This window comes from Natronorubrum daqingense (genome assembly GCF_001971705.1).
Taxonomy (GTDB): domain Archaea; phylum Halobacteriota; class Halobacteria; order Halobacteriales; family Natrialbaceae; genus Natronorubrum; species Natronorubrum daqingense.
On sequence record NZ_CP019327.1, the window covers coordinates 733,020 to 758,788 of the forward strand.

A 25,769-nucleotide genomic window follows, 5' to 3' on the forward strand; every position below is an offset into this window, starting at 1 on the left:
CAGACACGCGTCCTTAACAGTATTGAATGGTGTCTCGACGTCACTGACCGCAGAACGGCTGACTCGCCAGGCTTACACTGAGTTGAGCGACGAGTCTCGTCGAGGAGTGGCCGTCTATTTTGGGCGAAGGTATCGTCAACGAGAAATTTTATAGGTGCACCTCGGTAACGTCCGCCATGGATCTTACAGATGTGCCTCAGTCTGCCAGAGAGGGAAACGTTGGTAAACTCTTCGACGAGACGGCCACACACCACGGGAACGGGCAGGCGATGGAACACCACGACGAGCGCACCACGCACGCCGAACTCGAGGCGTGGACGGCCGAATTCGCTGGCGGACTCCACGACCTCGGCCTCGAGCCCGACGACCGCTTGCTCCTCTTCTTGCCGAACTGTCCGGAGTACCTCGTCGCGTCGCTCGGCTCGTTCAAAGCCGGCGTCGTGATATCGCCGGTCAATCCCCAGTACAAGCGCCGCGAGGTATCCTACCAACTCGAGGACACCGACGCGAAAGCCGTCGTCACGCACCCGGCGCTTCGACCCGTCGTCGATCAGGCGCTCGAGGAGACGGGTCGGGACATTGCGGTGATCACCGTCGAGAGTCAGTACATGGATCGAGACCCGGAGGATATCTTCTTCGAGGACGTGCGCGGAGCGCCGACGCTGGTCGAGCGAGCGGACGACGACGTCGCGTTGCTTCCCTACACCTCGGGGACGACGGGCAAACCGAAGGGCGCCCAGTTGACTCACCAGAACACGCGTTCGCAGCTGAACTGGACCCTCGCCGCCTCGAGCGACGACGTCGAACCAGAGAACGTGCGGAGTCTCACCTGGCTGCCTCTCTATCACATCACGGGCTTTACGCACACGGCCCTCCAGCCGCTCGTCGGCGGCGGGAGCCTCTATTTCCGGAGCGCTCTCGAGTGGGACGCACAGGAGTGCATGCAACTAATCGAAGCGGAGGGGATCACCCACTTCGTCGGCGTGACGACGATGTACTCCGATATGGTCGCCGCGGACGACTTCGGCGAGTACGACCTCTCGAGTCTCGAGTCGGCCGCAGAGGGCGGCGCGAAGCTCTCGACGGCCGTCCAGGAGCAATTCGAGGAGACGGCCGGCGTGGACATCTCCGAAGGGTACGGTCTGACCGAAACCCACGGCGCGACGCACACCCAGTCCGGGTCTTCGTTCGGTCTGCGCCACGGGACGATCGGACAGCCGCTGCGGATCACCGACTGCAAGATCGTCGACAGCGCCGGCGAGGAGGTCGCTTCGGGCGAGGAAGGCGAACTCCTCGTGCGCGGCCCGCAGGTCATGAAGGGCTACCACAACCTTCCCGACGCCACCGACGCCGCATTTACGGAGAACGGCTACTTCCGCACCGGTGACATCGCCCGTCGCGACGGGCTGAACTACTACGAAATCGTCGACCGCAAGAAGCACATGATCAACACCGCGGGCTACAACGTCTACCCCAGCGAACTCGAGAACCTGCTGCTCGAGCACGAGGCGGTCGCTGACGCCGCCGTCGTCGGAATTCCCGACGAGCGACGCAACGAAGTGCCGAAGGCGTTCGTCGTCCCGGCCGACGGGTTCGAGGCAGGCGAGGACGTCACGGCCGAGGAGATCAAAGAGTACTGCCTCGAGCGCGTCGCGAGTTACAAGCACCCCCGAGAGGTCGAACTCGTCGAGGACCTCCCGCGGACGACGAGCGGAAAGATACAGAAGTACAAACTCGAGGAGTGAGCGACGGTCTACGCTCGAGTCGTCTCAGGATTTCTAGACGTTTCGAACCGGCTTCAATACGTGCACAGAACGTCCTGAGGCGTCGATTTCACAGCCGTTTCAGTAGATATAAGTTGAATTACGACAGTAATTAGGGCGGAAGTCACGCTCCAATAAGCCGCGGGGGCATACGTCTGAAATGCCCCGGGTGCCACAACACCCGAGACGTGGCTTCCGATCCCGCAAGGGAATTCGAAAAGCCATGATTACGTTACTACTCCGACGATATAAACGCCTCGCACAGCAGACGAATCACAGGACACAGTCCTCAACGCAGTCACACGTTCGGGGGACTGCAAGATGACCTACGAGTCAGAGCCATTCGACGACGAAGACTCGAGTGACGACCTCGCACAATACGACGAGTACGCCTACCGCGACGCGAACGGCATGAAACGCTGGACGAATTGCCCGAAGTGCCACCGCAACGTGATGGTCGTCGCGCTCGTCGAACCGTCCGCGGCGCAGGTCGCGCCCTGTGGCTGTCGGTTGCCACCTGAAGTCCTGAAGAGATGAGGAACGTCGACCGATCACCCTCGGCTCCTGAGTATCGGTCTCGTCTCGACCACTCACTCGAGATCGAATCCTGCGTCGGCCCTCGAGACTGACTATCCGTCTCGCTCACGAAGGCGAATCACTCCACCAAAGGAGGCCTCCCCACTATCCGTGTTCTGTACTCAGCGAGCACTCGAGTGGGTTACTCGCGCTCGAGTTGGTCGCCGCCGAACTCGTCGTCGCTCTGGATTCTCGAGGCCTGCGGGCCGTCTTGATCCTGGTACTTCGAGCCGCGGTCGCTGCCGTAGGGTCGCTCGGCTTCCGTCTTCAACTCGGTGAACGTCAACTGCGAAATCCGCATCCCGGGGGTGAGCGCGACGGGTGCCGTGCCGAGGTTCGATAACTCGAGGGTGATTTGGCCGCGGTAGCCGGGGTCACAGAGGCCTGCGGTGGCGTGGACGACGACGGCGAGGCGACCCAGCGAGGAACGACCTTCGACGTGGGCGATCAAGTCCGCGGGGATTTCGACGCGCTCGTAGGTCGTTCCCAGCACGAAATCGCCGGGGTGGAGGATGAAGTCGTCGCCGTCCTCGACGATCGTCTCCGTCACGTACTCGTCGACTTCCTGCTCGGAGTTGGGGTGGATACAGGGGATGTTCGTCCGCTGGAACTCGAGGAATTCCCGACCCAATCTGAGGTCGACGCTCGCGGGTTGAATCTGGAGTTCCGGATCGTCTAAGGGTTCGATGGCGAGCTCTCCCGCCTCGAGTCGCGCCAGAATGTCCGCGTCGGAAAGGATCATACGCGAGCAGTCGAACGCGGGTGGTGTAAACGGTTCGGCTTCACTCGAGGACTCCCACGTCCGCCGGAGCAATTCAGATGAGCACCGAAATCATCGGGAAGAGCAACAACGCGGCACAGACGCCCGCGGCGAGCAGGGCCGTCGTCGTGGCCGTCGAGCGATCGAGTCCGATTCCGTGCCAGAGCCCGCCGCGCCAGATCACTGCCGCCCAGGCGCACGCGAGCAGCGTGAGCGGTACGAGAATCCACAGGTCGGGGTCCACCGGGACGCCGCTCAGATCGACCTCGAGCGCGACGATCGCGGAGAGGAGGGCGTTCGTCACGAGTTCCCCCGCGAGCAGCGGCACGAGTCCCCAGGCTGCGAGGGAAAGCGTCTCGGCTGGCTCGAGGCTCGCGCCGAGAGCGAGGCCGAATCCGTACAGGACGGCCGTCGGAACGACCCAGTAGAGCAGGGTCGCCTCGAGGGTCTGAAGCAGGTATATGATGGACACGGAGTCCGCACCGAAATTGCTTCCAACCCGCCAGACGAGGCCGAGTAGGGTGATCGCGAGCCAGTAGCCGATCACGAGGCCGACCGCTCGCGTGCGCGAAAAGGCGTCCGCTCGAGCGAAGTACTCGCCGGGGGAGACGAGCGGCGTCGTCGACATACGTCAGCACACAAACCGGTTCACCAAAATCGTTCGGGTCTCGCTGTCGCTTTCGCCGCGGCTATAGGAGTCGACGTATTCTGTCCGCGCATGAAACAAGCCATCGTCGCCCGCACGGACATCGGCATGGGACAGGGAAAACTCGCCGCACAGGTCGCACACGCCTCACTTTCGGCCTATGAGAAGGCTGACAAGCAACTCCGGAGTCAGTGGAAACAGGGCGGCCAGAAGAAGGTCGTCCTCAAAGGAGAGAGCGAGCGTCAACTCCACGAACTCTCCGCCATCGCGGACAGCGAGGGGATTCCGAACGCCGTCGTCAGAGACGCCGGACACACCCAACTCGAGCCCGGAACCGTCACCACCCTCGCCGTCGGCCCGGCGGCTGACGACCGAGTCGACAGCGTCACCGGCGAACTCTCGCTGTTCTGACCGTCTCAGGGTTCAGGTTCGGAGACAGCTGTAGCGAGGCTCCCTCGACGGTAGAAGGTGTTGAGTTGGCCACGTTCGTTCATCAGACACCAGTAGATACTTATCTAAATCTGCCGAGGTTACACCTGCAATGTCCGTCCTCTCAACCGAAGACGAAGGGAAGTTTCTGATGGACGTCCGCGGCGAACAGATCGGGATCGTCACGGAAATTGATCCCATCGAACAGGTCGCCTACGTCGATCCGGAACCGAGCCTGACGAACGCCTGGATCCAGAGTCTCGGCCGCGGTGATGCCGGTGAGGACGACCTCGAGGTTCCAAGCGACAATATCAAGACGATCACCGACTCGGAGGTTCGCGTCGACGCGGACCTCAGTAGCGAAGCCTGAGACGGCGCGCTCGTCTAACCTGCGCGCGATCCGACCGGCTCGAGAACGAACCGATTTATCCCTCGCGGCCAAAGCGACGATACTTAGCTATGCGCCCGGCACACCCTACGGAGCAGGCCGTCGGCATGGACCTCTACGTCAGCGACGCCGACGGCGTCGGCGGCCGCCTTCGTGAGGACGACGAACACTTTCGCGTGCGCGAACTCGAGCGATTCGAGACCCAACCCGTCGACGCGTCCACGGACGCCTACCCGCATCTCGTCTTTCGCGTGACGCTGTCGGGCTGGGATACGAACGACTTCGCGTCGCGGCTCTCGAATGCACTCGGCATCTCTCGCGAGCGGGTCAACTGGGCCGGGACGAAGGACAAGTACGCGGTCACTACGCAGCTGTTTTCGGTCTACGGGGCCGATCCCGCGGACCTGCCGGACGTCGACGGCGCGGATGTCGAGGTACTCGGACGTGCGGGACGCTCCCTCGAGTTCGGTGACCTCGCGGGAAACGAGTTCGAACTCGTAGTCAGCGAGCCGAGTCGGCCGGAGACTGCGACCGAAATCTCGAGCGAGTTGCACGAGTTCGGTGGGCTCGAGGACGGCGATAGTGCGGACGAAGAGACGACTTCCGTCGCCGTCCCCAACTTCTTCGGCCAGCAACGCTTCGGGAGCCGGCGGCCAGTGACGCACGAGGTCGGCCTCGAGATCGTCCGCGGGAGCTGGAAGGGGGCGGTGATGGCCTACCTCGGGAACCCGACGGACGCCGAACCCGAATCGACGCAGGCCGCACGCGAGTTCGTCCAGGAGAGCGAAGACTGGCAGGAAGCCCTCGAGCGGTTTCCCAACCGGCTCCGGTACGAACGCTCGCTCTTGCACGGCCTCGCGGAGTGTGACGGAGAGCCGGGTCCGGAGGACTTCAGGGCGACACTCGAGCGCCTTCCCTCGAATCTCCAGCGGCTGTTCGTCCACGCCGCTCAGTCCTACGCGTTCAACCTGATGCTCAGCGAGCGCCTCGAGCGCGGGCTTCCCTTCGACCGCCCCGTCGAAGGCGACGTGGTCTGTTTCGCCGACACTGACGCGCCTGCCGGTCTCGAGTTGCCCGACACCGACCGACTCCAGCGCGTCGACGAGCGACGTGTGCGCTCGGTTACGCGCCACTGTGAACGCGGGCGGGCGTTCGTCACCGCGCCCCTCGTCGGAACCGAGACGGAACTGGCCGACGGCGAACAGGGTGAGATCGAACGCCGCGTGCTCGAGGATCTCGACCTCGAACCCGCCGACTTCGATCTCCCCGGCGAATTCCACTCGACGGGGACGCGGCGAGCGATGCTCGTTCGGACCGGTCTGCGCCTCGAGACCGATCCGTTGACGCTCTCGTTCGCGCTACCGAAGGGATCGTACGCGACGGTCGTGTTGCGAGAGTACCTGAAGGTCGACCCCGTCGACCTCGGCTGAGGACAGACTTCCTGCTGAGAATAGGTACTCGTATCCTCCCCCGCCTCGAAGACGGGTGATATGGAGGGAGACGACGAACCGGAGATTCTCTTGACGAACGACGACGGGATCGACGCGCCGGGGATCCGCGCACTCCACGACGCCCTCGCGGCGGTCGCCTCGGTGACCGTCATCGCCCCCGATCGAAACCAGAGCGCCGTCGGTCGCTCACTGTCCTACGGACGCACGAGCGCCGAGGCCGAGGAAGACGACCTGACGACCAGCATGGCCGACGGCATGTTCACCTCGCCGGTGCCCCACGCCGAGCACGAACTCGGGTACGCCGTGCGCGGGACGCCCTGTGACTGCGCCATCGTCGGCGTCAACGCCGTAGAGCCCGAACCCGACCTCGTCGTGTCCGGGTGTAACTCTGGAGCGAACCTCGGTGCATACGTCTTCTCGCGCTCGGGAACCGTCAGCGCCGCGATGGAGGCCGCGTACCTCGACACCCCCTCGATTGCCATCTCGATGGACACGCTGGGTATCGAACGCGACCTCGAGCCCGCGGACTTCGACCGGGCGGGCGAAATTGCAGCGGCGCTCGCGACCGGCGTGCCCGGTACTGGCCTGTTCGATCGAATCGACTACTTGAACGTCAACGTCCCCCGGCCCGGAGTCGAGGAGAACGGCGTCGAACTCACCCGACCGACCGAAATCTACGAGATGGACGCGGCGCTCGAGGACGGCGGCTTCCAGTTGACCAACCGACTCTGGCAGCAGATGGCGAATCGCGACATTCCGGACCCCGAGGATACGGACCGCCACGCGTTGCTCGAGGGGTCGGTTTCCGTCTCACCGATGCGCGTCCCCTACGAGGTCGTGGAGACGAGCGACGTTCGACGCATCCTCGAGCGGATGCTGTAATCCGACCTCGAGGCCACAGCGCTCGAACTGGAAAACACGGCCGTTTTACGCCAGTCGCTCGAATCGCCAGTATGGAGTGTCGCCACTGCGCCTCGCCTCTCGAGAAACCCGGCGACTTCTGTCTGGTCTGTCGGGAATCCAACACCGAGGCGATCGTCCTCGAGGCGGGCCGCGAGCGAGCGACGCTGACGATGCTCGCCGCCGAGGACGACGAGGCACCTGCGGCGACCGGACGGGACGACGATCTCGTCCTCGGGAAGACGACGATTACGACGACACCCGAAGAAGGCGAGAACGAACCCGTCGAACTCCGGAACTTCGCGGGTCGGATCGGCGACGAGATTCGCCGAAAGCGACCAGCGGAGGTCTACGCCGGCGGCGAGCGCTCGGTCGTTCGCGCCGTCCGCGAGGACGTCCACCACTCGTTCTACCGCGTCGCGGACGACGACCCCGTCGAGGCCGTCCTCGAGCGCCGCGGGGAACCCGCACTCGACGTCGTCGAAACGCCGCCAGCAGAGAAAATCGGCGGCAGCCATACGACGCTCATCGGCGGCCGAACGGGTATGCGAGCGATCCACACCGTCGCGGACCACCCGCACGTCAAGAAGGTCATTCCGGGCCCCATCGACGCCGGCGGAAAGGGCTCGCAGTCGGGACTTCGGGCGAAGGTTACTCGGGCCGACGACGGCGGCAACGTGCGAATGCTCTTGCGTGACGGCTCGAGTGTCCAGGAAAACCGCGTCGTCACGACAGCGTCGGACCGAACGATGGGCGAGCAGATCCGCGCCGACCTGAACGACGTCCTCTCGGAAACGGAGTTTCAGTGACGCGGACGACCGTCGACAACCTTCGGGCAACAATTGTCTCGAGTCGATGGAAGTGACAGCGCCTGCTGGTTGTCAGGCCCTTTTCCGACCGGCGGTAATGAGATATAATTAGCCATGCTCGAGCGACCGGACGTCGTGCTCGCCGCGATTCCGTTGCTCGCGTTTAGCGGTCTCGCCCTCCGAACGAGTATCGCAGTGACGGGCATCGGAACGGGGTTGCTCGCCGCGCCGTTGACCCCGCTCGGATTCGTGGCCGCGTTCGCGTTCATCGTCCGAGAACTGCTCTCCGGCCCGGTCGCCCGGGCGGCGGACGAGTCGCGGTAACTCAACAGGTTTAAGAATCCGCTGGCGGTAGGTAGGGCTACTATGGCCGATAACGGAATTGTCGGGAGTGCAGGCCGCTTTGGTGCACGCTACGGTCGTGTCGCCCGACGCCGCGTCAGTGATATCGAAGACGACATGAACAACGCTCAGGTCGACGGCGACGACGTCACGCGCGTCGGAACCGGCATCTGGAAGAACGAAGAGACCGGCGAAGTCTTCACCGGCGGTGCCTACCGTCCGGAGACCCCCGCCGGCCGAACCGTCACGCGCTCGATCCGCGCGGCACTCGCCGAAGACAGCGAATAACCTCTCTCCAACTGTATGAGCTACAAGTGCTCCCGCTGTAAACGCGACGTCCAGATCGACGAGTACGGTGGCGTCCGCTGTCCGTACTGCGGCCACCGCGTGCTCCTCAAAGAGCGCAGCCGCGACGTCAAGGAAGTCGGCGTCAACTAACGACCGCACGTGTCTTCTCACGAGGCGATCCTCGAGTTCGACTACGAGTCTCCGGCTCACGCCTCGATCATCGCCAAGAGCGTCAGCCGAGAGATCGGCGAAATCGACGACGAGCGCTCGCAGACGACCATCGCTCGAGACGGACGGGTCGTCGAAGTTCGGATCGACGCCGCTGACGTAATCGCACTCAGAGCGGCCCTCAACACCTGGTTTACGCTGATCGACGTGGCCGAACGGACGGCGGCTATCGCCGAGGACGCCTGAGGCCGGCCGTAGACGCCTGCAACGGCTGGCACCGGTGACTTTTCCGAGAACGTCGAACGTGTCGTATGTCCAACCGCGCGGAGACGTGGCTCGGCCTACCGCGTCGATTCAAGCCCCTCGTGTTGGCCGGTGTCGCACTCGGCCTCGGCCTCGGTGGCTTCTTCGACGGCCTCGTTTTTCACCAAATTCTGCAGTGGCACCACCTGTTGTCCTCGCATCCGGATCCGAACATCGCCGGTGACATGGAACTCAATATGCAAGCGGATGGGCTCTTCCACGCCGTCGCGTGGATACTCACGGCCATCGGCGTCGCCCTGCTACTCAGGGCATGGAAACAGCCTGGCGTCCCCCCGTCAGGGCGAACGCTCTTCGGTTCGTGGTTGATGGGCTGGGGGCTGTTTAATCTCCTCGAGGGAATCGTGAACCACCACCTCCTCGGGGTCCACCACGTCTGGCCCGACGGTCCCGGTCCCGTGCTCCTGTGGGACCTCGCGTTCCTCCTCTGGGGGCTCGTGTTCCTCGCCGTGGGGTACCGCCTCGTCCAGACCGATACGACGACGGTTCCAGCACCCCAAAACCGTGCGATTCGGGATGATTCCGGTGACACGGGCTGATTCGCTCATCGAACGCAAAGCTTGGCTTTATCAGTGCGGAGGGCGACCAACGAGATATGCAAGGCAATCTCCCACCGGAAGCACAGGAGAAAATCGAACAGCTTCAGGACCTTCAGGAGACGGCACAGACCGTCGCCGTCCAGAAACAGGAAGCCGAATCGAACCTCACCGAGGCCGAAAACGCCCTCGAGGAACTCGAGAACATCGACGACGACACCGCCATGTACCGCAAGGTCGGTGAACTCCTCGTCGAGACGGAGTACGACACCGCCGAAGACGAACTCGAGGACAAGGTCGACTCCCTCGAGATCCGACTCGAGACTCTCGAAAAGCAAGAAGAACGCGTCCAGGACCAATTCGAGGGTCTGCAGGACGAACTCGAAGACCTCCTCGGCGGCGGCGGTGCGATGGGCGGCCCAGCAGGCCCAGGCGGACCCGGCGCTGGCGGCGCATAAATGTCGAGTGAGGATCCGACCGACGAGGAGGTCGTTCAGACGGCCTCCGACGCTGCGGAGGGCTACGTCTTCACGCAGTACAAACAATCGGACGTTCGAGACCTCGACGTGACCGCCTCGTTCGACGACGGCATGCTCGAGGTCGACGTCTACCTCAACGCCCCCGACGGCGAGGAGACACCCAACCCCGAAACGGTCGCAGACGATGCGGCACTCGCCGCACGGGATGCCGTCGACGACCTATTCGGCGAGTAACCGTCTTCCGTTTTCTTTCACACGGCGAGCAATCAGCAGTGACTCGAGCGAACCGCCAGCCCGTGCTCGCTCGACTCACCGCCGTGGGGCCAGTAACTCGATCGGATGCGGAACCGAGCGCTCGAGTAGCGACTCGAGTTGGTCGCCACAGGAGGTACCCGAGGCGACCACCGTCTCCGCCGACTCGACCTCACTGGCCAGTCGGTCGCCAACGGTCATACTCAACTCGTAGTACTCGCGTTTGTACCCGAAGGAACCAGCCATTCCACAGCACTCGACGCTCGAGGTGGTCGGCTCGTAGCCACAGCGCTCGAGCACGGCGAGCGTCGGCCCCTCGAGGTCGAGCGTTCGCTGCTGGCAGTGAGCGTGGTAGGCGATCGGTTCGCCGGCGGCGGTCCCGTCACCGACCGCAGCTTCCGCACCCGTCTCGAGCAGGGACGGATCGGCTCCGTTCTCGAGCAGTCCGTAGACGTACTCACAGACCTCGTAGCTGTTGTCACGGACCCGTTCGAACGACGCTTCCGGGAGGAACCGCTCGTACTCGCGGTGGAACGCGGCCAGATCGGAGGGCTCGACGACGACGAGGTCGCGACCGGCATCGAGGTCCTCCGCGATGGCACCGTAGAAGCGACTCGCCTGTCGATCCGCCGTCGCGACCATTCCCTGAGAGAGCGGGGCGCGCCCGCTTTCGGGTAGGTCAGGAACGCGGACCGGAACGCCGAGTGTCTCGAGCGTCCTGACGGCCGCTTTGCCGCGCTCCGTGTCGACGTAGTTCGTGTAGACGTCGGCGTAGAGGACGGCTTCGCGCTCCACGTCTGCCGTTCCGCCTCGCTCCTGTGCCTCGTTTGCCCGGCGTCTCGAGGCCTCGATTCCCCCTCGAGCCTCGAACCACTCGACGAGGGACTCTCGCTGGAAGGTCGGGAGATCCCGGCGACGATCGATCCCGAGCGTTCGCTCGAGCAGCGCGCGGGCGGGTGGGGTATCGGCGATCCAATTCGAGATTGGCGCCGTTGCGGAGCTGAGTCTGGCGGCCGTTGCGATGTTTCCGAAAAATCGCTTCCCGAGGTTCAGCCCACCTCCCTCGGCGTCCGGCGTGAGCCCATCGACGAGCGAGTCGTAGGCTGGGGGTTCTTCGTCGCGATTGATTCGATCCCTGACGACGGTGTTGATCCACGGGATATCGATCTTCACCGGGCAAGCGTCGACGCAGCGCGTACAGCCCGTACAGAGGTCGTTGAACTCGGCTGCGGAGTCCTGGCCGTGCACGCCGGCCTCCCAGCCGGTCGCAATCCCGCCGGAGTAGGTTTCACCGCCGAAGCCGTGGCCGCCGACGGCCTGGAAGTTCGAACACGAGTTCGAGCAGGCACCACAGCGGATGCAATAGAGCGTCTCTCGAAGCTGTTCGTCCTCGCGCATTTCCATGCGCCCGTTGTCGAGCAAGACGAGGTGGAAGTCTCGGTCCGGGTTCGCGTTCGGCTCTTCCGATTCGTCGGTCGATCGGGTACTCGAGATCGGTTCGTCCGACTCGAACGCGAGCGTCGGAGACTCGGTCGGCGGCGACAACATGGTCACGTACTGAGAAATCGGCTGGCCCGTCGCGCTCTTGGCAATGATGTCGACGAAGGGCTCGAGGTCGGAAACGGTGGGGATCAACTTCTCGACACCCGCGATGGCCACGTGGGTATCGGGAGTGACCGCGCACTTGCGCGCGTTGCCCTCGTTCGTGACGAGGGCCATCGTCCCGGTTTCCGCGACGACGAAGTTCGCCCCCGTCACGCCGACGTCGGCCTCACGGATGCGCTCACCGAGATAGTCTCGAGCGAAGCGGGTGAGTTCTTCGGCCGTCTCGACCGACTCGTCCGGATCGAATCGCTCGGTGATCAACTCGGTGATTTCCTCGCGTGTGAAGTGCATCGCCGGCCCGACGATGTGTGAGGGTGTGTCGTCGGCGACCTGCAAGACCCACTCGCCGAGGTCGGTCTCGTGGACCTCCACTCCCGCTGTCTCGAGCGCGTCGTTGAGGTCGATCTCCTCGGTCGTCATCGACTTCGACTTGACGACCGTCGGTGCAGCGTCGTTTGCTCGAGTCGCGCTCACGTTCGTCGCACTCGCGTCCGATTTCGCGTTCGATCCACCGCTATTGTGGTCGACTACGTCGGCGACGTAGGCGTTCGCGTCCGCGGCGTCGTCAGCGACGTAGACCGTTCCGCCGTTGGCCTCGACCGCCTCGCGGACCGTCTCGATCAACGAGGGCAGTCGGTCGATGGCGTCTTCTTTAATCGCTCGAGCCTCGCTCCGGCGGTCCTCGAGCGTCGGCGTTTCCTCGTAGACGTCGTAGCGCCGCGCGTTCGAGGAACTCGACTGGGCGTGAACCGCTTCACCTTCGGTCTCGAGGAGGTGGCGAATGTGGGCCGCCTTCTCGTCGCGGCTCCGGGGGGGTTGGGTGCGTTCTGCCATCGAACTCACCGATCCTCGAGGACGAGTACGTCGACCGAGCCGGGTCCGTGGACGCCGTGGACGAGCGAACCCATGTCCGCCGTCGCGCTTCGACCCGTTGCGAAGACGATGCTGTTGCCCGCGGCGAACGCCGACTCGAGGCGCTCGAAGCCGGCCCCGATGTCGTCGACCACGTCGCTGGCCGCGACGACCGCGACGTGGCGGTCGGGGTAGAGACTCACCGGTTCGTCGCCGTCGGGTCTGGATTCGATTGCGACGGTGCCGTACGTTGCGATCGCGAACGTCGCGGGTGTAACGCCTGTTCGCGCTTCCGCGAGATCGTCTCCAGTCGGGTTCGTGTCCACCGATTCGGGCTGAGCGACGTCCTCGAAGGGGAGGGGAACGCCGACGGCGGGGTCGTCGAGCATCGAGTCGATTCGCTCGCTCGCGTCGGCGGCCGAGGCGCGTTCGACGCCGACCTCGAGGTCGACGAGCGACCGTTCGAATCGGCCGACCGTGTCGGTTGTCATCATCTATCGCATTCGAACCGACGGACAAGAGCGTGACGGTCGGCCCCATCGAGTGACGCGACAAGAGAGAGAGACTGGCATCTGGGGTCACCGAACACAGTCGTGAACACTCCGTGGCGATAGCTGGTGTGAGGACGGTCGAAAAAACGCGACTGTATGCCGTCGTTGCGAGTACCCGAGCGGACGCTGCGGTTCCGACTACAAACGCTTACTGTCGACAGATTTCGAGAAAGTTCTCGAATACTTCCTCGCCCTCTTCGGTGTGGGCGACCTCAGGGTGCCACTGAACGCCGTAGAGATCGCGATCCGTATCGCACATCGCTTCGACATCGCAGACGTCGCTTCGTGCGGTCAGGTCGAACCCGTCGGGCAACTCGACGACCTCGTCGGCGTGACTCGCCCAGACGCGGGTTTCGGGTGCGAGCGAACCGATCAACGGATCGTCGTTGCTGACGATTTCGACGTTCACGTCTGCGTAGCCGCCGTACTCGCCGCTGTCGACGCGGCCGCCGAGTTCCTCGGCGATGAGTTGCATGCCGAGACAGATGCCAAGCACCGGTGCGTCTCCCTCGAGATACGCCGGCGAGTTGCCGATGCGATCCATGTCTGGGCCGCCAGAGAGCACGACGCCGTCGGCGTCGATGTCCTCGGGTGGTGTTTCGTTGTCGATCAACTCCGTTTCGACGCCGAGGTCGCGAAGCGCTCGACGCTCGAGGTGGGTGAACTGTCCGTGATTGTCCACCACGACGATCTTCGTCATTGCTGGCGTCTAGCCAGTCACTCGGTAAAAGCAGTCCGGAACGACTCCTCGAGTCGAGCGAGCGCTCCGATCGGCGAATGCCCACCTCACCACCGATACGAATACAACATCCACTTTGTCCACTACTCTCCCGCTAAAGATTTGTTTGTAACGGTATATCGGGACATCACAACATCATTGACTACAGTTCCCGTCGATATCAAAACATTCATACATACTAAAAACAATCTTCAGCTATGACACTCGAGACCGAACCGGTCGGTGAGGGGTTGAATTCCGACGGTGACGTCGTCGCCGCAATCGACGAAATCGAGGGCGAAACGCACCTCGTTATCGCCGACATCGCGCAGGACAATACGTGGCTCTCGATGCCCGAGTACGACGTCGCGTCGCTCGAATCGTGGCGATAACGCCCCCTCGAGGACGCGAAGGCCCGAATCAGGGGGTCTCGACGATCCCTGCTATCGGTACGTTTATACTTCCAACGGCGGACGATTATTGTATGGCAGTCGATCTCGATGAATTCAAGCATCCGTCGTGGCTCACCGCGGCCGGAACAGGCATTGGCTACGCGATTATCCTCGCCGTGTTGACCGTCGCCCTGTTCATCGTCCCGTGGTTGGTCTTCGCGGCACTGTAACGTCCGGACGCCTCTCCCCCGTTTTCACCGCCAAAATTCCGCGTAGACGCCGCTTTCGTTACTGGTGACGGCAACGGGAGTGTCCGTACTCGAGCCTCTCAGTCGCTTTCACCCGAATGGGATCTGCTCTCGCGAAAATCGGCTGCAATCAGGATAGAGTCGCGTTCGATGCTTAGGCGAACGTCTTCGAGACCTGTTCGCTCGAGTCGGAGTCGGCCTGGACCTTGTCCCAGGCGTTGTAGAAGTCTGCCATCCGGATTTCGGTTCGATCGTCGCGAATCGCGAACATCCCGGCTTCCGTACAGATCGCTTTGACGTCTGCACCAGATGCTTCGGCCGCTTCTGTGGCGAGTTCTTCGAAGTCGACGTCGTCGGAGACGTTCATCCCGCGCGTGTGGATCTTGAAGATGATCTCGCGACCCTCCTCGTTCGGCTTGGGGACCTCGATGAGTCGGTCGAAGCGCCCGGGTCGAAGGATGGCGCGGTCGAGCATGTCGAAGCGGTTCGTGGCGGCGATGATACGGATGTCACCGCGGTCCTCGAAGCCGTCCATCTCGCTGAGGAGTTGCATCATCGTCCGCTGGACTTCGGCGTCTCCCGACGTCTTCGACTCCGTTCGCTTGGCAGCGATGGCGTCGATTTCGTCGATGAAGATCAGCGCGGGCTGGTGCTCACGGGCGACTTTGAACAGGTCGCGGACGAGCTTGGCACCCTCGCCGATAAACTTGTGGACGAGCTCGGAGCCGGCCATCTTGATGAAGGTGGCGTCGGTCTGATTGGCGACGGCTTTGGCGAGCATCGTCTTCCCCGTCCCGGGGGGTCCGTAGAGCAAGACGCCACTCGGGGGGTCGATCCCGACGTCGTCGAACATATCGGGGTTCTCGAGGGGCATTTCGACGGTCTCGCGAACTTCTTGCATCTGTTCTTCGAGGCCGCCGATGTCCTCGTAGCTCACTTCGGGACTTTCGGTGACTTCCATGACGCGAGCGCGGACGTCGGTCTCGTTCGAGAGGGATTTGACGATAGAGAGTGAGTTGTTGACGGCCACGCGAGCGTCCGGTTCGAGTTCCTCGCGCATCTCGTCGGTAACCTCGGTCAGCGCTTCCTGGTTGTTCCCGTGTTGTTTGATGATGACGCCTTCGTTCGTGATCTCCTGGATCGTGGCGACGAACAGCGGGGACTGCTTGAGTTTCTTGTTCTCGTGGGTCAACCGCTCGAGTTTCTGCTGGTACTTGTTGTTCTCGGCGTTGGCATCGAGGAGCTTGTCACGCATCTCCTCGTTTTGCGCCTCGAGGATCTCGAGCCGGTCCTCGAGTGCCGTGATCTTCTCCTGTTGGGACGCCTCGTCCTCGTCGTATGGGAGGTCGACGTCGTCCACAGTGTCGCTCATCACCCGTCCTTTAGGTGTTGGCTCATAAGAGGCTTCGGGTAGATGCACTGACCGGTGATGTATAACTATGGTGCATTATTTGAAACAGAAAATATTATCACCCCGTATCCGGAATGGGTGTAGTAATGAGTGCATCAGAAGCGTTCCGGCAGGACGCAGAATCGCGTGGATCCTGGGACGACGTGCGGGACCTGCCACCAAGTGCCAAACTCGTCGCCAAAGTTCTCGAGTACAACGAGACGATGACCCAACAACAAATTGCCGACGAGACGCTGTTGCCCTCGCGAACGGTCCGATACGCGCTAAACCGACTCGAGGACGAGCACGTGATCGACTCGAGATTTTCGTTCTCGGACGCCCGAAAGCGACTGTACAGTCTCGACATCGAAGCCTGAGTGGACGGTTGAACGGTCGGACGATTGGACGGACGCCGCGTCACGTTTCGAAATTCTCCGTCGATTTCTTCCGTTCTTCGCCGAGAACGCGCTTCACGTATCGATGAATCCGCCTTTGAGCCGCCGAATTTGTTGACGGGGTTGCGCGTGCTGTAGTCCGCCAGAACGAACGTGACGACGAGGCGCGACACCGCGTGCGGGCAGCGTACTGGTTCGAGCGCAGTAGCTCCATCGTTCACTCACTCGTCTCCTCATCTAGACCGCGCTTGCCTCCTCATCGAGACCGCGCTCGCCTCCTCCTCGAGCCCACAGTTATCCTCGGGGGCAGGAAAACACGGACGAGCGTTTTGCTACCGTGGGCACGGGGATTTCCACGTCCTCCCCAGCCGACTCGCTCAGTCGCGTTGCTCCTTCACTCGCCCCTCGCGCGCGGAGTCGCGTTTCGCTCTCGGCTCACGGTTCCCTTCAGTCACCGTTCGCCGTTCGAGAGTCTCGCTTCGCTCGCCTCTCGCTGCGCTCACCGCGACTCCGCGCGCGCCACGTGGTGAGTGAGACGCTGTGACCGACGTTTCGAGGACGTGCTCTGTACGCGGGACGTGCTCTGTACGTGGGTCGTGCTCCAGGTGTGTCAGGTGTGGAGCGTGCCCCGTGTGCGGGACGTGCTCCGCGTCTAGATTACCCGGACGTGAGAGCGGTAACTCGGAAATCGAGAACGGCGGCAATCACTCGAGAAACACGGAAAAATCGCCGCGGACGGTTCGCTTCACTTTCAGTTCGGTCGCGGAATCCCTTTAGGGCGGGCCTGCAAACGAATAGCCAATGACACGGGTGATTCATACGGGCGACACCCACATCGGGTACCAACAGTACAACGCGCCCGAGCGCCGCCAGGACTTTCTCGAGGGCTTTCGATCCGTCGTCGACGACGCGATCGACGACGACGTCGACGCAGTGGTCCACGCCGGAGACCTCTTTCACGACCGTCGACCGAGCCTCCTCGACCTCCAGGGAACCGTCGAAATCCTCCGCACGCTCGCCGACGCCGATATCCCCTTTCTCGCCGTCGTCGGCAACCACGAGTCCAAACGCGACGCACAGTGGCTCGACCTCTTCGCGGATCTCGGTCTCGCGACCCGCCTCGGACGCGATCCGCAGGTGATCGACAACGTCGCCGTCTACGGACTGGACTTCGTCCCCGAATCCCGTCGCGACGACCTCGAGTACGACTTCGCCCCTGTTCCCGCCGAGGCCGACCACGCGACCCTCGTCAGCCACGGCCTGTTCGAACCCTTCGCGCACGCGAACTGGGATACGGAACACGTCCTCGAGACCTCGTCCGTCGAGTTCGACGCCGTGCTCCTCGGCGACAACCACAAACCCGATACGGCAGAAGTCGCCGACGCGTGGGTCACCTACTGCGGGTCGACCGAGCGCGCGAGCGCGAGCGAACGCGAGGACCGCGGCTACAACCTCGTCGATTTCGACGACTCGATCACGATCAGCCGACGCGGACTGACCGACACTCGCGAGTTCGTCTTCGTCGACGTCGACCTCGAGGAAGGCGAGGGGGTCGAGCGGGTGCAAGAACGCGTCCGCCAACACGACCTCGAAGACGCCGTCGTCATCGTCACGCTCGAGGGCGATGGCAAACCAGTTACACCCGCGACGATCGAGGAAGCGGCTATCGAACGAGGGGCACTCGTCGCTCGGCTCAACGACCGACGCGACCTGCCCGAAGAAGACGAGGCGGTTTCAGTGAGTTTCGCCGATCCGGACGCTGCCGTTCGCGAGCGCGTCCGAGACCTCGGATTGAGCGACGCTGCACGAAGCATCGACGAAACGGTTCGAAACGACGACCTGGTGGACTCGAACGTCCGCGAAAGCGTCGAACGCCGCGTCCGCGAGTTGCTCGAGGACGATGCGTCGGCCTTCGATCCCGCTCCGGAGCGAAGCCCCGACGACGAGGACGTGACGACCGTCGCCGACCAACTCGCGGGAACACCAGCAACGGCCGAACCCGCCGGAACTGACGAATCCGCCTCGAGTGCATCCACTCCCGTCGAGGACGGGGGACTCGAGACAGCCCCCAAAACCGGCGACCTCGAGGAAACCGGAGAAACCGATGAAACCAACGACTCAGACGACTCCGACGACTCCGACGAAACAGAGAACGGGGCTCACGCCGGGGAAACACGCGAATCGAGTGCCGACTCGACCGAGAGCACGACCGACGGTTCTGGAGACGGCGACACCACCTCGCTGGGTGATTTCGCGTGAAAGTCGACCGAATCCGCCTATTGAACTTCAAGTGTTACGGCGACGCCGACCTCGAGTTAGACCGCGGCGTCACGGTCGTCCACGGGGTCAACGGCAGCGGCAAGTCGACGCTGCTCGAGGGCGTGTTCTTCGCACTGTACGGCTCGAAAGCCCTGGCCGATCGAACCCTCGACGACGTGATCACGACCGGCGAGGAGGAATCCGAAATCGAACTCTGGTTCACCCACGACGGCCGGGCGTATCACGTCGAACGTCACCTCAAACTCAGAGGAGACCGGGCGACGACGACCAAATGCGTCCTCGAGACGCCGACCGAGTCAATCGAGGGCGCTCGAGACGTTCGCCGGGAGGTCACGACGCTCCTGCGGATGGACGCCGAGGCGTTCGTTAACTGCGCGTACGTCCGTCAGGGCGAGGTGAACAAACTCATCCACGCTTCGCCGAGTGACCGACAGGACATGATCGACGACCTGCTCCAACTCGGTGCACTCGAGGAGTATCGCGAACGAGCGAGTGACGCCCGACTCGGCGTCAAGACGGTCCTCGACGGACAACGCGAGGTGCTCGAGAACGTGCGTCAGCAAGTCGAAGAAAAGGAAGACGGTGATCTCCACGACCGGTTAAACGCCCTCGAGTCTCGAAACGCGGAACTTACGAAAGAACTCGACAACTACGAAACGCAACGCGAGCAGGCGCGGGAGACGTTCGAAACGGCGAACGACGTCCTCGAACGCCACGCGGAGACCCGCGAAGAGATCGAGGAACTCGACGAAGAGATCGACGACTTCCGTTCGAAAATATCCGAGACCGAACGTCAACGCGAGGACGCACACGAGGAGATTCGCGAGAAGTCCGACCGCCGCGAGGAACTCGACGACGAACGCGAGGCCCTCCTCTCGGACGTCGACCTCGACGTCGATCGAAACGTCAACAGCGACGACGGCGACGATGGCGACGACACCGAGGACGCCGACGGTAGTACCCTCGAGGCCGTCGAATCCCGGACGGAGACACTCGAGGATCGCGACGACGAACTTCGAGACGATCTCGAGGACGTTCGCGTCGAAATTACGGAGACGAACAGCGATATCGAGCGACTCCGCGACGACGCATCCGATCTCGAGTCGCAAGCCGAGACGGCACGCGAAGACGCCGAGGATCTCGCGTCGAAACTCGAGACGGACAAGGATGCTATCGAGGAACGCGAGGAGAAACTCGACGAATTGGACGGGAAAATCGAGACCGAGCGCGAGCGATTTTCGGAGCCGGAGACGGCGACGCCGCCCCAGTCGGTGAGCGATAGTGACGGTCTGTCGATCGCGCTCGGCGACGCGGAGGCCGCACTCGAGGCACTCGAAGCCGACCGCGAGGACCTGACCGACAAGATCGGTGACATCACCGCCGACATTCGGACCATCGAAAACGCGATCGAAGAGGGAGAGACGCTGCTCGAGGAGGGCAAGTGTCCGGAGTGTGGCCAGTCCGTCGAGGACTCGCCCCACGTCGACGTGCTGTCGGAGAAACGAGACGAACTCGCGGAGCGACGAGAGACGCTCGAGGAGAGAGAAACCGAGCGCGAAGCGCTCGACGAGCGCATCGAGCGCGTCGAATCCCTGCGAGAAGCCGAACGGCAAGTCGATCGACTCGAGGAAAACCGTGACAACATCGCGCGGTTACTCGAGGAAAAACGCGAGACGATTTCCGATCGCCGCGAGCAACGCGAGCAACTGCGGGCGGACGCCGAGGAGTACGAGGCGGACGCCGAGGACAAACGCGAGCGAGCCGACGAACTCGAGGAATCGGTCGACTCGCTTCGAGGCGATCTTGGCGAGATCAACGGCGAACGAAGCGAGATCAGGGAGATGCTCGAGCGCCTGTCACGCGTCGTCGACGTCGAGACCGAACGGTCGGAACTCGCCTCCGGTATCGAAACGCTGCGCGAACGCCGCGACGATTGGCAGACGATGAACGACGAGCGCCGCGAGACGCTCTCTGGAAAACGCGAGCGAAAGCGCGACCTCGAGTCCGAGTTCGACGACGAGCGAGTCGAAACAGCACGACAGGACAAACGAGACGCGGAAGACTACCTCGAGAAAGTCGACGCGAAACTCGAGGACCTCCGGGAAGCGCGCACCGAGGTCCAAAACGAGATCGGTGCCGTCGAACGCGAACTCGAGGAACTCGAGGAGCTTCGCGACCGAGTCAAGGCCGTCGAAGCGCGCTGTGAGCGACTCCAGTCGCTCTACGACGAAGCTGAGACGCTACAAGCGACGTACGCGGACCTTCGAGCGGAACTCCGCCAGCACAACGTCGAAACGCTCGATCGACTCCTCAACGAGACGTTCGAACTGGTCTATCAGAACGACTCCTACGCCGGCATCGACCTCGACGGCGAGTACCGACTGACCGTCTACCAGAAAGACGGCGAAGCGCTCGAGCCCGAACAGCTCTCGGGCGGAGAACGCGCGCTGTTCAACCTCAGCCTCCGGTGTGCGATCTATCGCCTGCTCGCCGAAGGCGTCGAGGGGGCCGCGCCGATGCCGCCACTCATCCTCGACGAACCGACGGTGTTCTTGGATTCGGGGCACATCACCCAACTCGTCTCGCTGGTCGAATCCATGCGTGAACACGGCGTCGAACAGATCGTCGTCGTCAGTCACGACGAGGAACTCGTCGGAGCCGCCGACTCGCTCGTCCGAGTTCGCAAAGACGCCACCTCGAATCGCTCGCGACTCGAGCGAGGGCGACCGCCGGAGATCGATCTGCTCGTCTCCGATTGAGTGTGCGGGTTGGTGCGTCCCAAAATGGGTCTCTAAGACTCGCTTTCTCCCTGTTCGCCCGAAGTCGTTCCCGAGACGTCGAGGTTCGTGTCACATTCGTCTTCGTCGACGTGAACGACCTCGAGTGCGCGTGTACACAGGTCGGTCACCCGGTAGCCGCGCTCGCCAGCAACGTCGGTTTCTTCGAGCAGGTTTGCCGCCGTCAACACGGTGAGTCGCCCGTGTAAGTCGCTTTCGCAGAATTCGTACGCATCGAGGAGTGTTCGAACGCCAAGCGGTCCTCGCTCCTCGAGTTCGATGAGGAGTCCGAGCGTCGCTTCGTCGTGAACCGACGTCAGGAGCACTCGAACCGGCTCGCTGATACCTCGTGTGGCCGTCTCGAGTGGTAGTTCGTCCTCGAGGTCTTCGAGGCGATCGTTCTGAACGTAGCATTCGTTGCCGTTCTCTGGGTCACGGACCAGACTCGCGTGTTCGGACCGTTTGAGAAGCAGGTACCGTTTGCCGGTGTCATCTTGGACGGATTTCATGTTCGGTCGTGAACGTCCGGTAATAGTCGTTGGGTGACCACTCATGAAGTAGTTTCGCCTCCACACACTGGGTGGTCGACAGCGACTGATGGGGAACCCCTTGTGGGTGCTGAGTTACGAAACAAGGGAACCGCTATACCACACGGTGAGTTAGGAATCGTCGGTCGTGTCGTCGGGGTTACTACCGTCGTCAGTATCGTCGGCGTCGTTGGCGTCGTCAGCATCGTTGGTGTCGTTGGCGTCGTCAGCATCAGTGATTTCGTCGGCGTCGGACCCGGGGCTATCGGCCGGTTCGGTTTCCGACGAGGTTTCGTCTGCGTTCTCGGCGGCCGTTTCAGCCGAGTCGTCTCTGTTTTTGAACGCTCGGTACCGGTGTATTCCGAACCCGGTGAGCACGAGTCCGCCAGCGAATAGGTACGTCGCGTACTCCGTTTCGCCCTCGAAGACCAAGAACAGAGCCGCGAGCGCGTACGCGAAGACGACGACGTTGATGATGAGTACCAGCGCCCAGAAGTCTGTCAGCAGGTCGCTATCGACGTCCACCTCGTCGAACGACGCGTCCGGCGTTTCGGTGACGTCGTCTTCGATCTCCGACTGCAAGTCCGACCGGAGTGTCGAACCCGCGCGTTCCGTCGACACCTCCGGAATCGTCAGCGAGTCCGAATCCGGGTCTCGAAACTCCGCTTCCGGATCGTACTCCTCTGGCTCGTCTTCGGACCGATCAGGTGCCACACTCGAATAGAGGCGCAGACGCAATAAAAACCGTTCGCGTTGGTCGCACTCACTCCTCGCGTTAGGCGAGTTCGGAGAGCATGAGTGAGTGGGAGGTCTCCACCCACGCGAGCGGATTTTCGGCGTCGTAGAAGACAACGCCGTCGTCCGTCTCGTAGGATTCGATCGTTTCGGTGCCCGCGAGGTCACTACTCGACTCGCCTCGATCCGTCGTGTCGTCGGTTACGTCAGTGGACACTTCGATCACCTGTTACTATGCTATGTGTTACCACATTATATGTCTTGTTCCACCTGCAAAAGCTTCCCGGTGAGGTGGATCGAGGAACGAATCCATCGGTCGAAGTGTGGGGGTTTTTATCTGGCCGCTCCCAACCCCGATACCATGACTGAGGCGGGCCAGGCCGGACTCGATGCATTTTCTGACGAGTCCGCCGAGCGACCGGACGAAGAGGCGGCCGCCGTCGCAGGAAACGGCGGGACGGGCGCTATCGACGTCATCGACGTCGAAGCGGAGACGCTCCCAGACGCACAGGGCACACTCGAGCTTGCCGTGATGCAAGTCGACTACACCGTCGCGGGTTACGGCGACGAAGAACGGCCGATCATGCACGTCTTCGGCCGCACGCCCGATGGCACCCTCGAGCACGTGCAAGTCGTCGGCTTCCAGCCGTACTTCTACGCGCCGACGGACTCACTCGAGGGGCCGCCCGAAGAACAGTACGACCGACTCACCGGGAGCGAGACGGAAGACGAGAACGGCGACTCCTACGAGAGTATCCGTGGCGAGAACCTGACGAAGATTTTCGGCCAGACGCCCCGTGACGTCGGTCAGATTCGTGACGACTTCGATCACTTCGAGGCCGACATCCTCTTTCCGAACCGGTTTTTGATCGACAAGGACGTTCAAAGCGGCATCCGCGTGCCGACACGACGTGCCGAAGACGACTCCATCGTCGTCCACCACGAGGAGGTCGACGCCGCCGACGTAGATGCCGACCCCCGCGTCCTGATGTTCGACATCGAGGTCGAGGATCGACACGGCTTCCCCGAAGATGGCGAAGAGAAAATCGTCTGTCTCACGAGCCACGACTCGTACCGCGACGAGTACGTGATGTGGATCTGTGGGGCCGATGACGGTGACGGCGAGATCCCCGACGAACTCGAGGAGTACGACCCGATCGAAGGCGAGATCGAACACGAGATTCGCGCCTTCGGCGAGGAGGAGGCCATGCTCGAGGCGTTCGTCGACTACGTTCGGGAGACGGATCCGGATATCATGACGGGCTGGAACTTCGAGGACTTCGACGCGCCGTACTTCCTCGACCGACTCGAGGAACTACAGGGACCCCACCACGACTACGACCTCGAGATCGACCGCCTCTCTCGAGTCGACGAGGTCTGGCGGAGCAACTGGGGTGGCCCCGACATCAAGGGCAGAGTCGTCTTCGACCTGCTGTATGGCTACCAGCGAATGGTGTTCTCCGAACTCGATTCCTACCGACTCGACGCCGTCGGCGAGTCGGAGTTAGGCGTCGGAAAGGAACGATACGCGGGCGACATCGGCGACCTCTGGGAGAACGATCCGACGAAACTCCTCGAGTACAACCTTCGGGACGTCGAACTCTGCGTCGAACTCGACCGCCAACAGAGTATCATCCCGTTTTGGGACGAGGTGCGAGCCTTCGTCGGTTGCAAGCTAGAGGACGCCCCGACGCCCGGCGATGCGGTCGACATGTACGTCCTCCACCAGGCCTACGGCGAGTTCGCGCTTCCCTCGAAGGGCCAACAGGAGGCCGGGGAGGAGTACGAGGGCGGGGCCGTCTTCGAGCCGATTACGGGCGTCAAGGAGAACGTCACCGTCCTCGACCTGAAGTCGCTGTATCCGATGTGCATGACGACGATCAACGCCAGCCCGGAGACGAGAGTCGACCCCGAGGCGTACGACGGCGAGACCTACGAGGCGCCGACAGGGACCCACTTTCGGAAGGAACCCGACGGCGTGAACCGGACGATGATCACCGAACTCCTCGCCGAGCGCGAGGAGAAGAAGTCGCTGCGAAACGAGCACGAACCCGGGACGCCCGAATACGAGCAGTACGACCGCCAACAGGGGGCGGTGAAGGTCATCATGAACTCGCTCTACGGCGTTTCGGGCTGGGAGCAGTTCCGCCTCTACGACAAGGAAGCCGCATCCGCGATCACCGCGACGGGTCGGGAAGTGATCGAGTTCACCGAGACGGCAGCGAACGAACTGGATTACACGGTCGCCTACGGCGACACCGACTCGGTTATGCTCGAACTCGGACCCGACGTGCCAAAAGACGAGGCACTCGAGCAATCCTTCGAGATCGAGGAGTACATCAACGGCCGCTACGACGACTTCGCGCGCGAGGATCTAAACGCCGAGGAACACCGCTTCCAGATCGAGTTCGAGAAGCTCTATCGGCGCTTCTTCCAGGCTGGCAAGAAGAAACGATACGCCGGCCACATCACCTGGAAAGAGGGCAAAGATGTCGACACGATCGACATCGTCGGCTTCGAGTATCAACGCTCGGACATCGCGCCGATCACGAAAGAAGTCCAGCACAAGGTCATCGAGATGGTCGTCAAAGAGGGCGACGTCGAGGGCGCAAAGGAGTACGTCAACGGCGTCATCGAAGACGTCCGAACGGGCGACATCTCGCTCGAGGAAATCGCGATCCCCGGCGGGATCGGGAAGCGACTGAACAACTACGATACGGACACGGCACAGGTTCGCGGCGCGAAGTACGCGAATCTCTTGCTTGGCACGAACTTCCAACGTGGCAGCAAGCCAAAGCGCCTCTACCTCGAGCGAATCGATCCGTCGTTCTTCGAACGACTCGAGGCCGAAGAGGGCTTCGACGCGCGGACGGATCCGCTCTACGGCGCGTTCAAGCGCGATCCCGACGTGATCTGCTTCGAGTACGACGACCAGATTCCCGAGGAGTTCGAAGTCGACTACGATACGATGCTCGAGAAGACGCTGAAGGGGCCGATATCCCGGATTCTCGAAGCACTCGGCGTTTCGTGGAACGAAGTCAAAAGCGGCCAGGAGCAGACAGGCCTCGGCAATTTCATGTAGCTCTCAGGCTGTGCCAAACTGGGTATTCTGCCGGCCGGCGTCGACCTGAGAGAACGGTTCGTCGGTGCCGCCTCTGATTCTTGTTTCGGAAAATTATTTTTTCGATCTG

The 25,769-nt window shown here is 62.5% G+C and carries 29 protein-coding genes; 20 read left to right on the forward strand and 9 right to left on the reverse strand.

All coding sequences use genetic code 11. The annotated features are described in order from the left end of the window. The first annotated feature begins 176 nt into the window (after positions 1–176). Positions 177–1,745, forward strand: coding sequence for a class I adenylate-forming enzyme family protein (locus BB347_RS03570; protein ID WP_076578330.1), 1,569 nt, complete (start codon positions 177–179; stop codon positions 1,743–1,745). A gap of 339 nt (positions 1,746–2,084) precedes the next feature. Then, positions 2,085–2,300 carry a hypothetical protein gene (locus tag BB347_RS03575; RefSeq protein ID WP_076578328.1) on the forward strand — a complete coding sequence of 72 codons (216 nt, stop codon included), beginning with the start codon at positions 2,085–2,087 and terminating at the stop codon, positions 2,298–2,300. Positions 2,301–2,481: 181 nt separating this feature from the next. On the opposite strand, the gene dcd is transcribed toward BB347_RS03575, so the two are convergent. Then, the gene (dcd, locus tag BB347_RS03580) at positions 2,482–3,081 is read right to left on the reverse strand and encodes a dCTP deaminase (protein ID WP_076578326.1); all 600 of its coding nucleotides are present in this window, start codon (positions 3,079–3,081) and stop codon (positions 2,482–2,484) included. Between the two features lie 73 nt (positions 3,082–3,154). Then, positions 3,155–3,727 carry a YIP1 family protein gene (locus tag BB347_RS03585; protein ID WP_076578324.1) on the reverse strand — a complete coding sequence of 191 codons (573 nt, stop codon included), beginning with the start codon at positions 3,725–3,727 and terminating at the stop codon, positions 3,155–3,157. A gap of 90 nt (positions 3,728–3,817) precedes the next feature. Between BB347_RS03585 and pth2 the strand changes: the two genes are divergently transcribed. From pth2 to BB347_RS03645, 12 genes are all read left to right on the forward strand, one after another. Next, positions 3,818–4,156, forward strand: coding sequence for a peptidyl-tRNA hydrolase Pth2 (gene pth2 / locus BB347_RS03590; protein ID WP_076578322.1), 339 nt, complete (start codon positions 3,818–3,820; stop codon positions 4,154–4,156). Positions 4,157–4,286: 130 nt separating this feature from the next. Next, entirely contained in the window at positions 4,287–4,544 is a 258-nt protein-coding gene (locus BB347_RS03595; protein WP_076578320.1) for a hypothetical protein, read from the forward strand. Positions 4,545–4,633: 89 nt separating this feature from the next. After that, positions 4,634–5,992 carry a tRNA pseudouridine(13) synthase TruD gene (truD, locus tag BB347_RS03600; RefSeq protein WP_076578318.1) on the forward strand — a complete coding sequence of 453 codons (1,359 nt, stop codon included), beginning with the start codon at positions 4,634–4,636 and terminating at the stop codon, positions 5,990–5,992. 60 nt (positions 5,993–6,052) lie between these two features. Further along, complete coding sequence (gene surE, locus BB347_RS03605; RefSeq protein ID WP_076578316.1) at positions 6,053–6,895, forward strand: 5'/3'-nucleotidase SurE; 843 nt, start codon at positions 6,053–6,055, stop codon at positions 6,893–6,895. A 71-nt stretch (positions 6,896–6,966) separates the two neighbouring features. Continuing rightward, positions 6,967–7,722, forward strand: a complete 756-nt coding sequence (locus BB347_RS03610; RefSeq protein ID WP_076578314.1) for a DUF2103 domain-containing protein — start codon at positions 6,967–6,969, stop codon at positions 7,720–7,722. 114 nt (positions 7,723–7,836) lie between these two features. Then, entirely contained in the window at positions 7,837–8,046 is a 210-nt protein-coding gene (locus BB347_RS03615; protein WP_076578312.1) for a hypothetical protein, read from the forward strand. 42 nt (positions 8,047–8,088) lie between these two features. Next, positions 8,089–8,352: an eL43 family ribosomal protein gene (locus BB347_RS03620; protein ID WP_076578310.1), complete on the forward strand. Its 264-nt coding sequence runs from the start codon at positions 8,089–8,091 to the stop codon at positions 8,350–8,352. 15 nt (positions 8,353–8,367) lie between these two features. Further along, on the forward strand, positions 8,368–8,502 hold the full coding sequence (locus tag BB347_RS03625; protein ID WP_006091868.1) for a DNA-directed RNA polymerase subunit P: 135 nt from the start codon (positions 8,368–8,370) through the stop codon (positions 8,500–8,502). 9 nt (positions 8,503–8,511) lie between these two features. Next, entirely contained in the window at positions 8,512–8,766 is a 255-nt protein-coding gene (locus BB347_RS03630; protein WP_076578308.1) for a KEOPS complex subunit Pcc1, read from the forward strand. A gap of 65 nt (positions 8,767–8,831) precedes the next feature. Continuing rightward, on the forward strand, positions 8,832–9,380 hold the full coding sequence (locus tag BB347_RS03635) for a DUF2243 domain-containing protein (protein WP_076578306.1): 549 nt from the start codon (positions 8,832–8,834) through the stop codon (positions 9,378–9,380). A 56-nt stretch (positions 9,381–9,436) separates the two neighbouring features. After that, positions 9,437–9,835 (forward strand): prefoldin subunit beta, encoded by a 399-nt coding sequence (locus BB347_RS03640; RefSeq protein ID WP_076578304.1) that lies wholly within the window; start codon positions 9,437–9,439, stop codon positions 9,833–9,835. After that, positions 9,836–10,090 (forward strand): DUF3194 domain-containing protein, encoded by a 255-nt coding sequence (locus tag BB347_RS03645; protein ID WP_076578302.1) that lies wholly within the window; start codon positions 9,836–9,838, stop codon positions 10,088–10,090. A 75-nt stretch (positions 10,091–10,165) separates the two neighbouring features. Here the strand turns inward: BB347_RS03645 and BB347_RS03650 are convergent, their stop codons facing one another. The 3 genes from BB347_RS03650 to BB347_RS03660 form a co-directional block, all read right to left on the reverse strand. Further along, entirely contained in the window at positions 10,166–12,547 is a 2,382-nt protein-coding gene (locus tag BB347_RS03650) for an LUD domain-containing protein (RefSeq protein ID WP_076578300.1), read from the reverse strand. 5 nt (positions 12,548–12,552) lie between these two features. Beyond that, positions 12,553–13,056, reverse strand: a complete 504-nt coding sequence (locus BB347_RS03655; RefSeq protein ID WP_076580127.1) for an LUD domain-containing protein — start codon at positions 13,054–13,056, stop codon at positions 12,553–12,555. Between the two features lie 208 nt (positions 13,057–13,264). After that, the gene (locus BB347_RS03660; RefSeq protein WP_076578298.1) at positions 13,265–13,816 is read right to left on the reverse strand and encodes a GMP synthase subunit A; all 552 of its coding nucleotides are present in this window, start codon (positions 13,814–13,816) and stop codon (positions 13,265–13,267) included. A gap of 236 nt (positions 13,817–14,052) precedes the next feature. Here BB347_RS03660 and BB347_RS19200 point away from each other — a divergent pair, with 236 nt between their 5' ends. Beyond that, positions 14,053–14,226 carry a DUF7556 family protein gene (locus BB347_RS19200; RefSeq protein ID WP_168170925.1) on the forward strand — a complete coding sequence of 58 codons (174 nt, stop codon included), beginning with the start codon at positions 14,053–14,055 and terminating at the stop codon, positions 14,224–14,226. A gap of 92 nt (positions 14,227–14,318) precedes the next feature. Beyond that, positions 14,319–14,456 (forward strand): hypothetical protein, encoded by a 138-nt coding sequence (locus tag BB347_RS19205; RefSeq protein WP_168170926.1) that lies wholly within the window; start codon positions 14,319–14,321, stop codon positions 14,454–14,456. A gap of 172 nt (positions 14,457–14,628) precedes the next feature. Here BB347_RS19205 and pan1 read toward each other — a convergent pair whose 3' ends face one another. Further along, positions 14,629–15,846: a proteasome-activating nucleotidase Pan1 gene (gene pan1 / locus BB347_RS03665; RefSeq protein ID WP_076578296.1), complete on the reverse strand. Its 1,218-nt coding sequence runs from the start codon at positions 15,844–15,846 to the stop codon at positions 14,629–14,631. A gap of 125 nt (positions 15,847–15,971) precedes the next feature. Between pan1 and BB347_RS03670 the strand changes: the two genes are divergently transcribed. From BB347_RS03670 to rad50, 3 genes are all read left to right on the forward strand, one after another. After that, on the forward strand, positions 15,972–16,241 hold the full coding sequence (locus BB347_RS03670) for a MarR family transcriptional regulator (RefSeq protein ID WP_076578294.1): 270 nt from the start codon (positions 15,972–15,974) through the stop codon (positions 16,239–16,241). Between the two features lie 819 nt (positions 16,242–17,060). Then, positions 17,061–18,518 (forward strand): DNA double-strand break repair protein Mre11, encoded by a 1,458-nt coding sequence (gene mre11, locus BB347_RS03675; RefSeq protein WP_076578291.1) that lies wholly within the window; start codon positions 17,061–17,063, stop codon positions 18,516–18,518. Continuing rightward, on the forward strand, positions 18,515–21,298 hold the full coding sequence (rad50, locus tag BB347_RS03680) for a DNA double-strand break repair ATPase Rad50 (RefSeq protein ID WP_076578289.1): 2,784 nt from the start codon (positions 18,515–18,517) through the stop codon (positions 21,296–21,298). The genes mre11 and rad50 overlap by 4 nt, the downstream gene beginning before the upstream one ends. Before the next feature lie 32 nt (positions 21,299–21,330). Here the strand turns inward: rad50 and BB347_RS03685 are convergent, their stop codons facing one another. The 3 genes from BB347_RS03685 to BB347_RS03695 all read right to left on the reverse strand — a co-directional run bounded on the left by BB347_RS03685 (position 21,331) and on the right by BB347_RS03695 (position 22,804). Continuing rightward, the gene (locus BB347_RS03685) at positions 21,331–21,825 is read right to left on the reverse strand and encodes a DUF7346 family protein (RefSeq protein ID WP_076578288.1); all 495 of its coding nucleotides are present in this window, start codon (positions 21,823–21,825) and stop codon (positions 21,331–21,333) included. Positions 21,826–21,975: 150 nt separating this feature from the next. Further along, positions 21,976–22,557, reverse strand: coding sequence for a DUF7322 domain-containing protein (locus BB347_RS03690; protein WP_076578286.1), 582 nt, complete (start codon positions 22,555–22,557; stop codon positions 21,976–21,978). 61 nt (positions 22,558–22,618) lie between these two features. Continuing rightward, on the reverse strand, positions 22,619–22,804 hold the full coding sequence (locus tag BB347_RS03695) for a DUF7331 family protein (protein WP_083687680.1): 186 nt from the start codon (positions 22,802–22,804) through the stop codon (positions 22,619–22,621). A gap of 135 nt (positions 22,805–22,939) precedes the next feature. Here BB347_RS03695 and BB347_RS03700 point away from each other — a divergent pair, with 135 nt between their 5' ends. Continuing rightward, on the forward strand, positions 22,940–25,660 hold the full coding sequence (locus BB347_RS03700) for a DNA-directed DNA polymerase (RefSeq protein WP_076578284.1): 2,721 nt from the start codon (positions 22,940–22,942) through the stop codon (positions 25,658–25,660). Positions 25,661–25,769 lie beyond the last annotated feature (109 nt).

Bases quoted from the DNA above. Each gene is read 5' to 3' on its own strand.
- pth2 (WP_076578322.1), top strand. From the start codon at position 3,818: ATGAAACAAGCCATCGTCGCCCGCACGGACATCGGCATGGGACAGGGA.
- BB347_RS03635 (WP_076578306.1), top strand. From the start codon at position 8,832: ATGTCCAACCGCGCGGAGACGTGGCTCGGCCTACCGCGTCGATTCAAG.
- BB347_RS19205 (WP_168170926.1), top strand. From the start codon at position 14,319: ATGGCAGTCGATCTCGATGAATTCAAGCATCCGTCGTGGCTCACCGCG.
- BB347_RS03685 (WP_076578288.1), bottom strand. From the start codon at position 21,825: ATGAAATCCGTCCAAGATGACACCGGCAAACGGTACCTGCTTCTCAAA.
- BB347_RS03650 (WP_076578300.1), bottom strand. From the start codon at position 12,547: ATGGCAGAACGCACCCAACCCCCCCGGAGCCGCGACGAGAAGGCGGCC.
- BB347_RS03575 (WP_076578328.1), top strand. From the start codon at position 2,085: ATGACCTACGAGTCAGAGCCATTCGACGACGAAGACTCGAGTGACGAC.
- BB347_RS03655 (WP_076580127.1), bottom strand. From the start codon at position 13,056: ATGACAACCGACACGGTCGGCCGATTCGAACGGTCGCTCGTCGACCTC.
- BB347_RS03660 (WP_076578298.1), bottom strand. From the start codon at position 13,816: ATGACGAAGATCGTCGTGGTGGACAATCACGGACAGTTCACCCACCTC.
- BB347_RS03570 (WP_076578330.1), top strand. From the start codon at position 177: ATGGATCTTACAGATGTGCCTCAGTCTGCCAGAGAGGGAAACGTTGGT.
- pan1 (WP_076578296.1), bottom strand. From the start codon at position 15,846: ATGAGCGACACTGTGGACGACGTCGACCTCCCATACGACGAGGACGAG.
- BB347_RS03670 (WP_076578294.1), top strand. From the start codon at position 15,972: ATGAGTGCATCAGAAGCGTTCCGGCAGGACGCAGAATCGCGTGGATCC.
- BB347_RS03700 (WP_076578284.1), top strand. From the start codon at position 22,940: ATGACTGAGGCGGGCCAGGCCGGACTCGATGCATTTTCTGACGAGTCC.
- dcd (WP_076578326.1), bottom strand. From the start codon at position 3,081: ATGATCCTTTCCGACGCGGACATTCTGGCGCGACTCGAGGCGGGAGAG.
- BB347_RS03625 (WP_006091868.1), top strand. From the start codon at position 8,368: ATGAGCTACAAGTGCTCCCGCTGTAAACGCGACGTCCAGATCGACGAG.
- BB347_RS03640 (WP_076578304.1), top strand. From the start codon at position 9,437: ATGCAAGGCAATCTCCCACCGGAAGCACAGGAGAAAATCGAACAGCTT.
- BB347_RS03585 (WP_076578324.1), bottom strand. From the start codon at position 3,727: ATGTCGACGACGCCGCTCGTCTCCCCCGGCGAGTACTTCGCTCGAGCG.
- BB347_RS03615 (WP_076578312.1), top strand. From the start codon at position 7,837: ATGCTCGAGCGACCGGACGTCGTGCTCGCCGCGATTCCGTTGCTCGCG.
- truD (WP_076578318.1), top strand. From the start codon at position 4,634: ATGCGCCCGGCACACCCTACGGAGCAGGCCGTCGGCATGGACCTCTAC.
- BB347_RS03620 (WP_076578310.1), top strand. From the start codon at position 8,089: ATGGCCGATAACGGAATTGTCGGGAGTGCAGGCCGCTTTGGTGCACGC.
- BB347_RS19200 (WP_168170925.1), top strand. From the start codon at position 14,053: ATGACACTCGAGACCGAACCGGTCGGTGAGGGGTTGAATTCCGACGGT.
- BB347_RS03610 (WP_076578314.1), top strand. From the start codon at position 6,967: ATGGAGTGTCGCCACTGCGCCTCGCCTCTCGAGAAACCCGGCGACTTC.
- BB347_RS03645 (WP_076578302.1), top strand. From the start codon at position 9,836: ATGTCGAGTGAGGATCCGACCGACGAGGAGGTCGTTCAGACGGCCTCC.
- surE (WP_076578316.1), top strand. From the start codon at position 6,053: ATGGAGGGAGACGACGAACCGGAGATTCTCTTGACGAACGACGACGGG.
- mre11 (WP_076578291.1), top strand. From the start codon at position 17,061: ATGACACGGGTGATTCATACGGGCGACACCCACATCGGGTACCAACAG.
- BB347_RS03595 (WP_076578320.1), top strand. From the start codon at position 4,287: ATGTCCGTCCTCTCAACCGAAGACGAAGGGAAGTTTCTGATGGACGTC.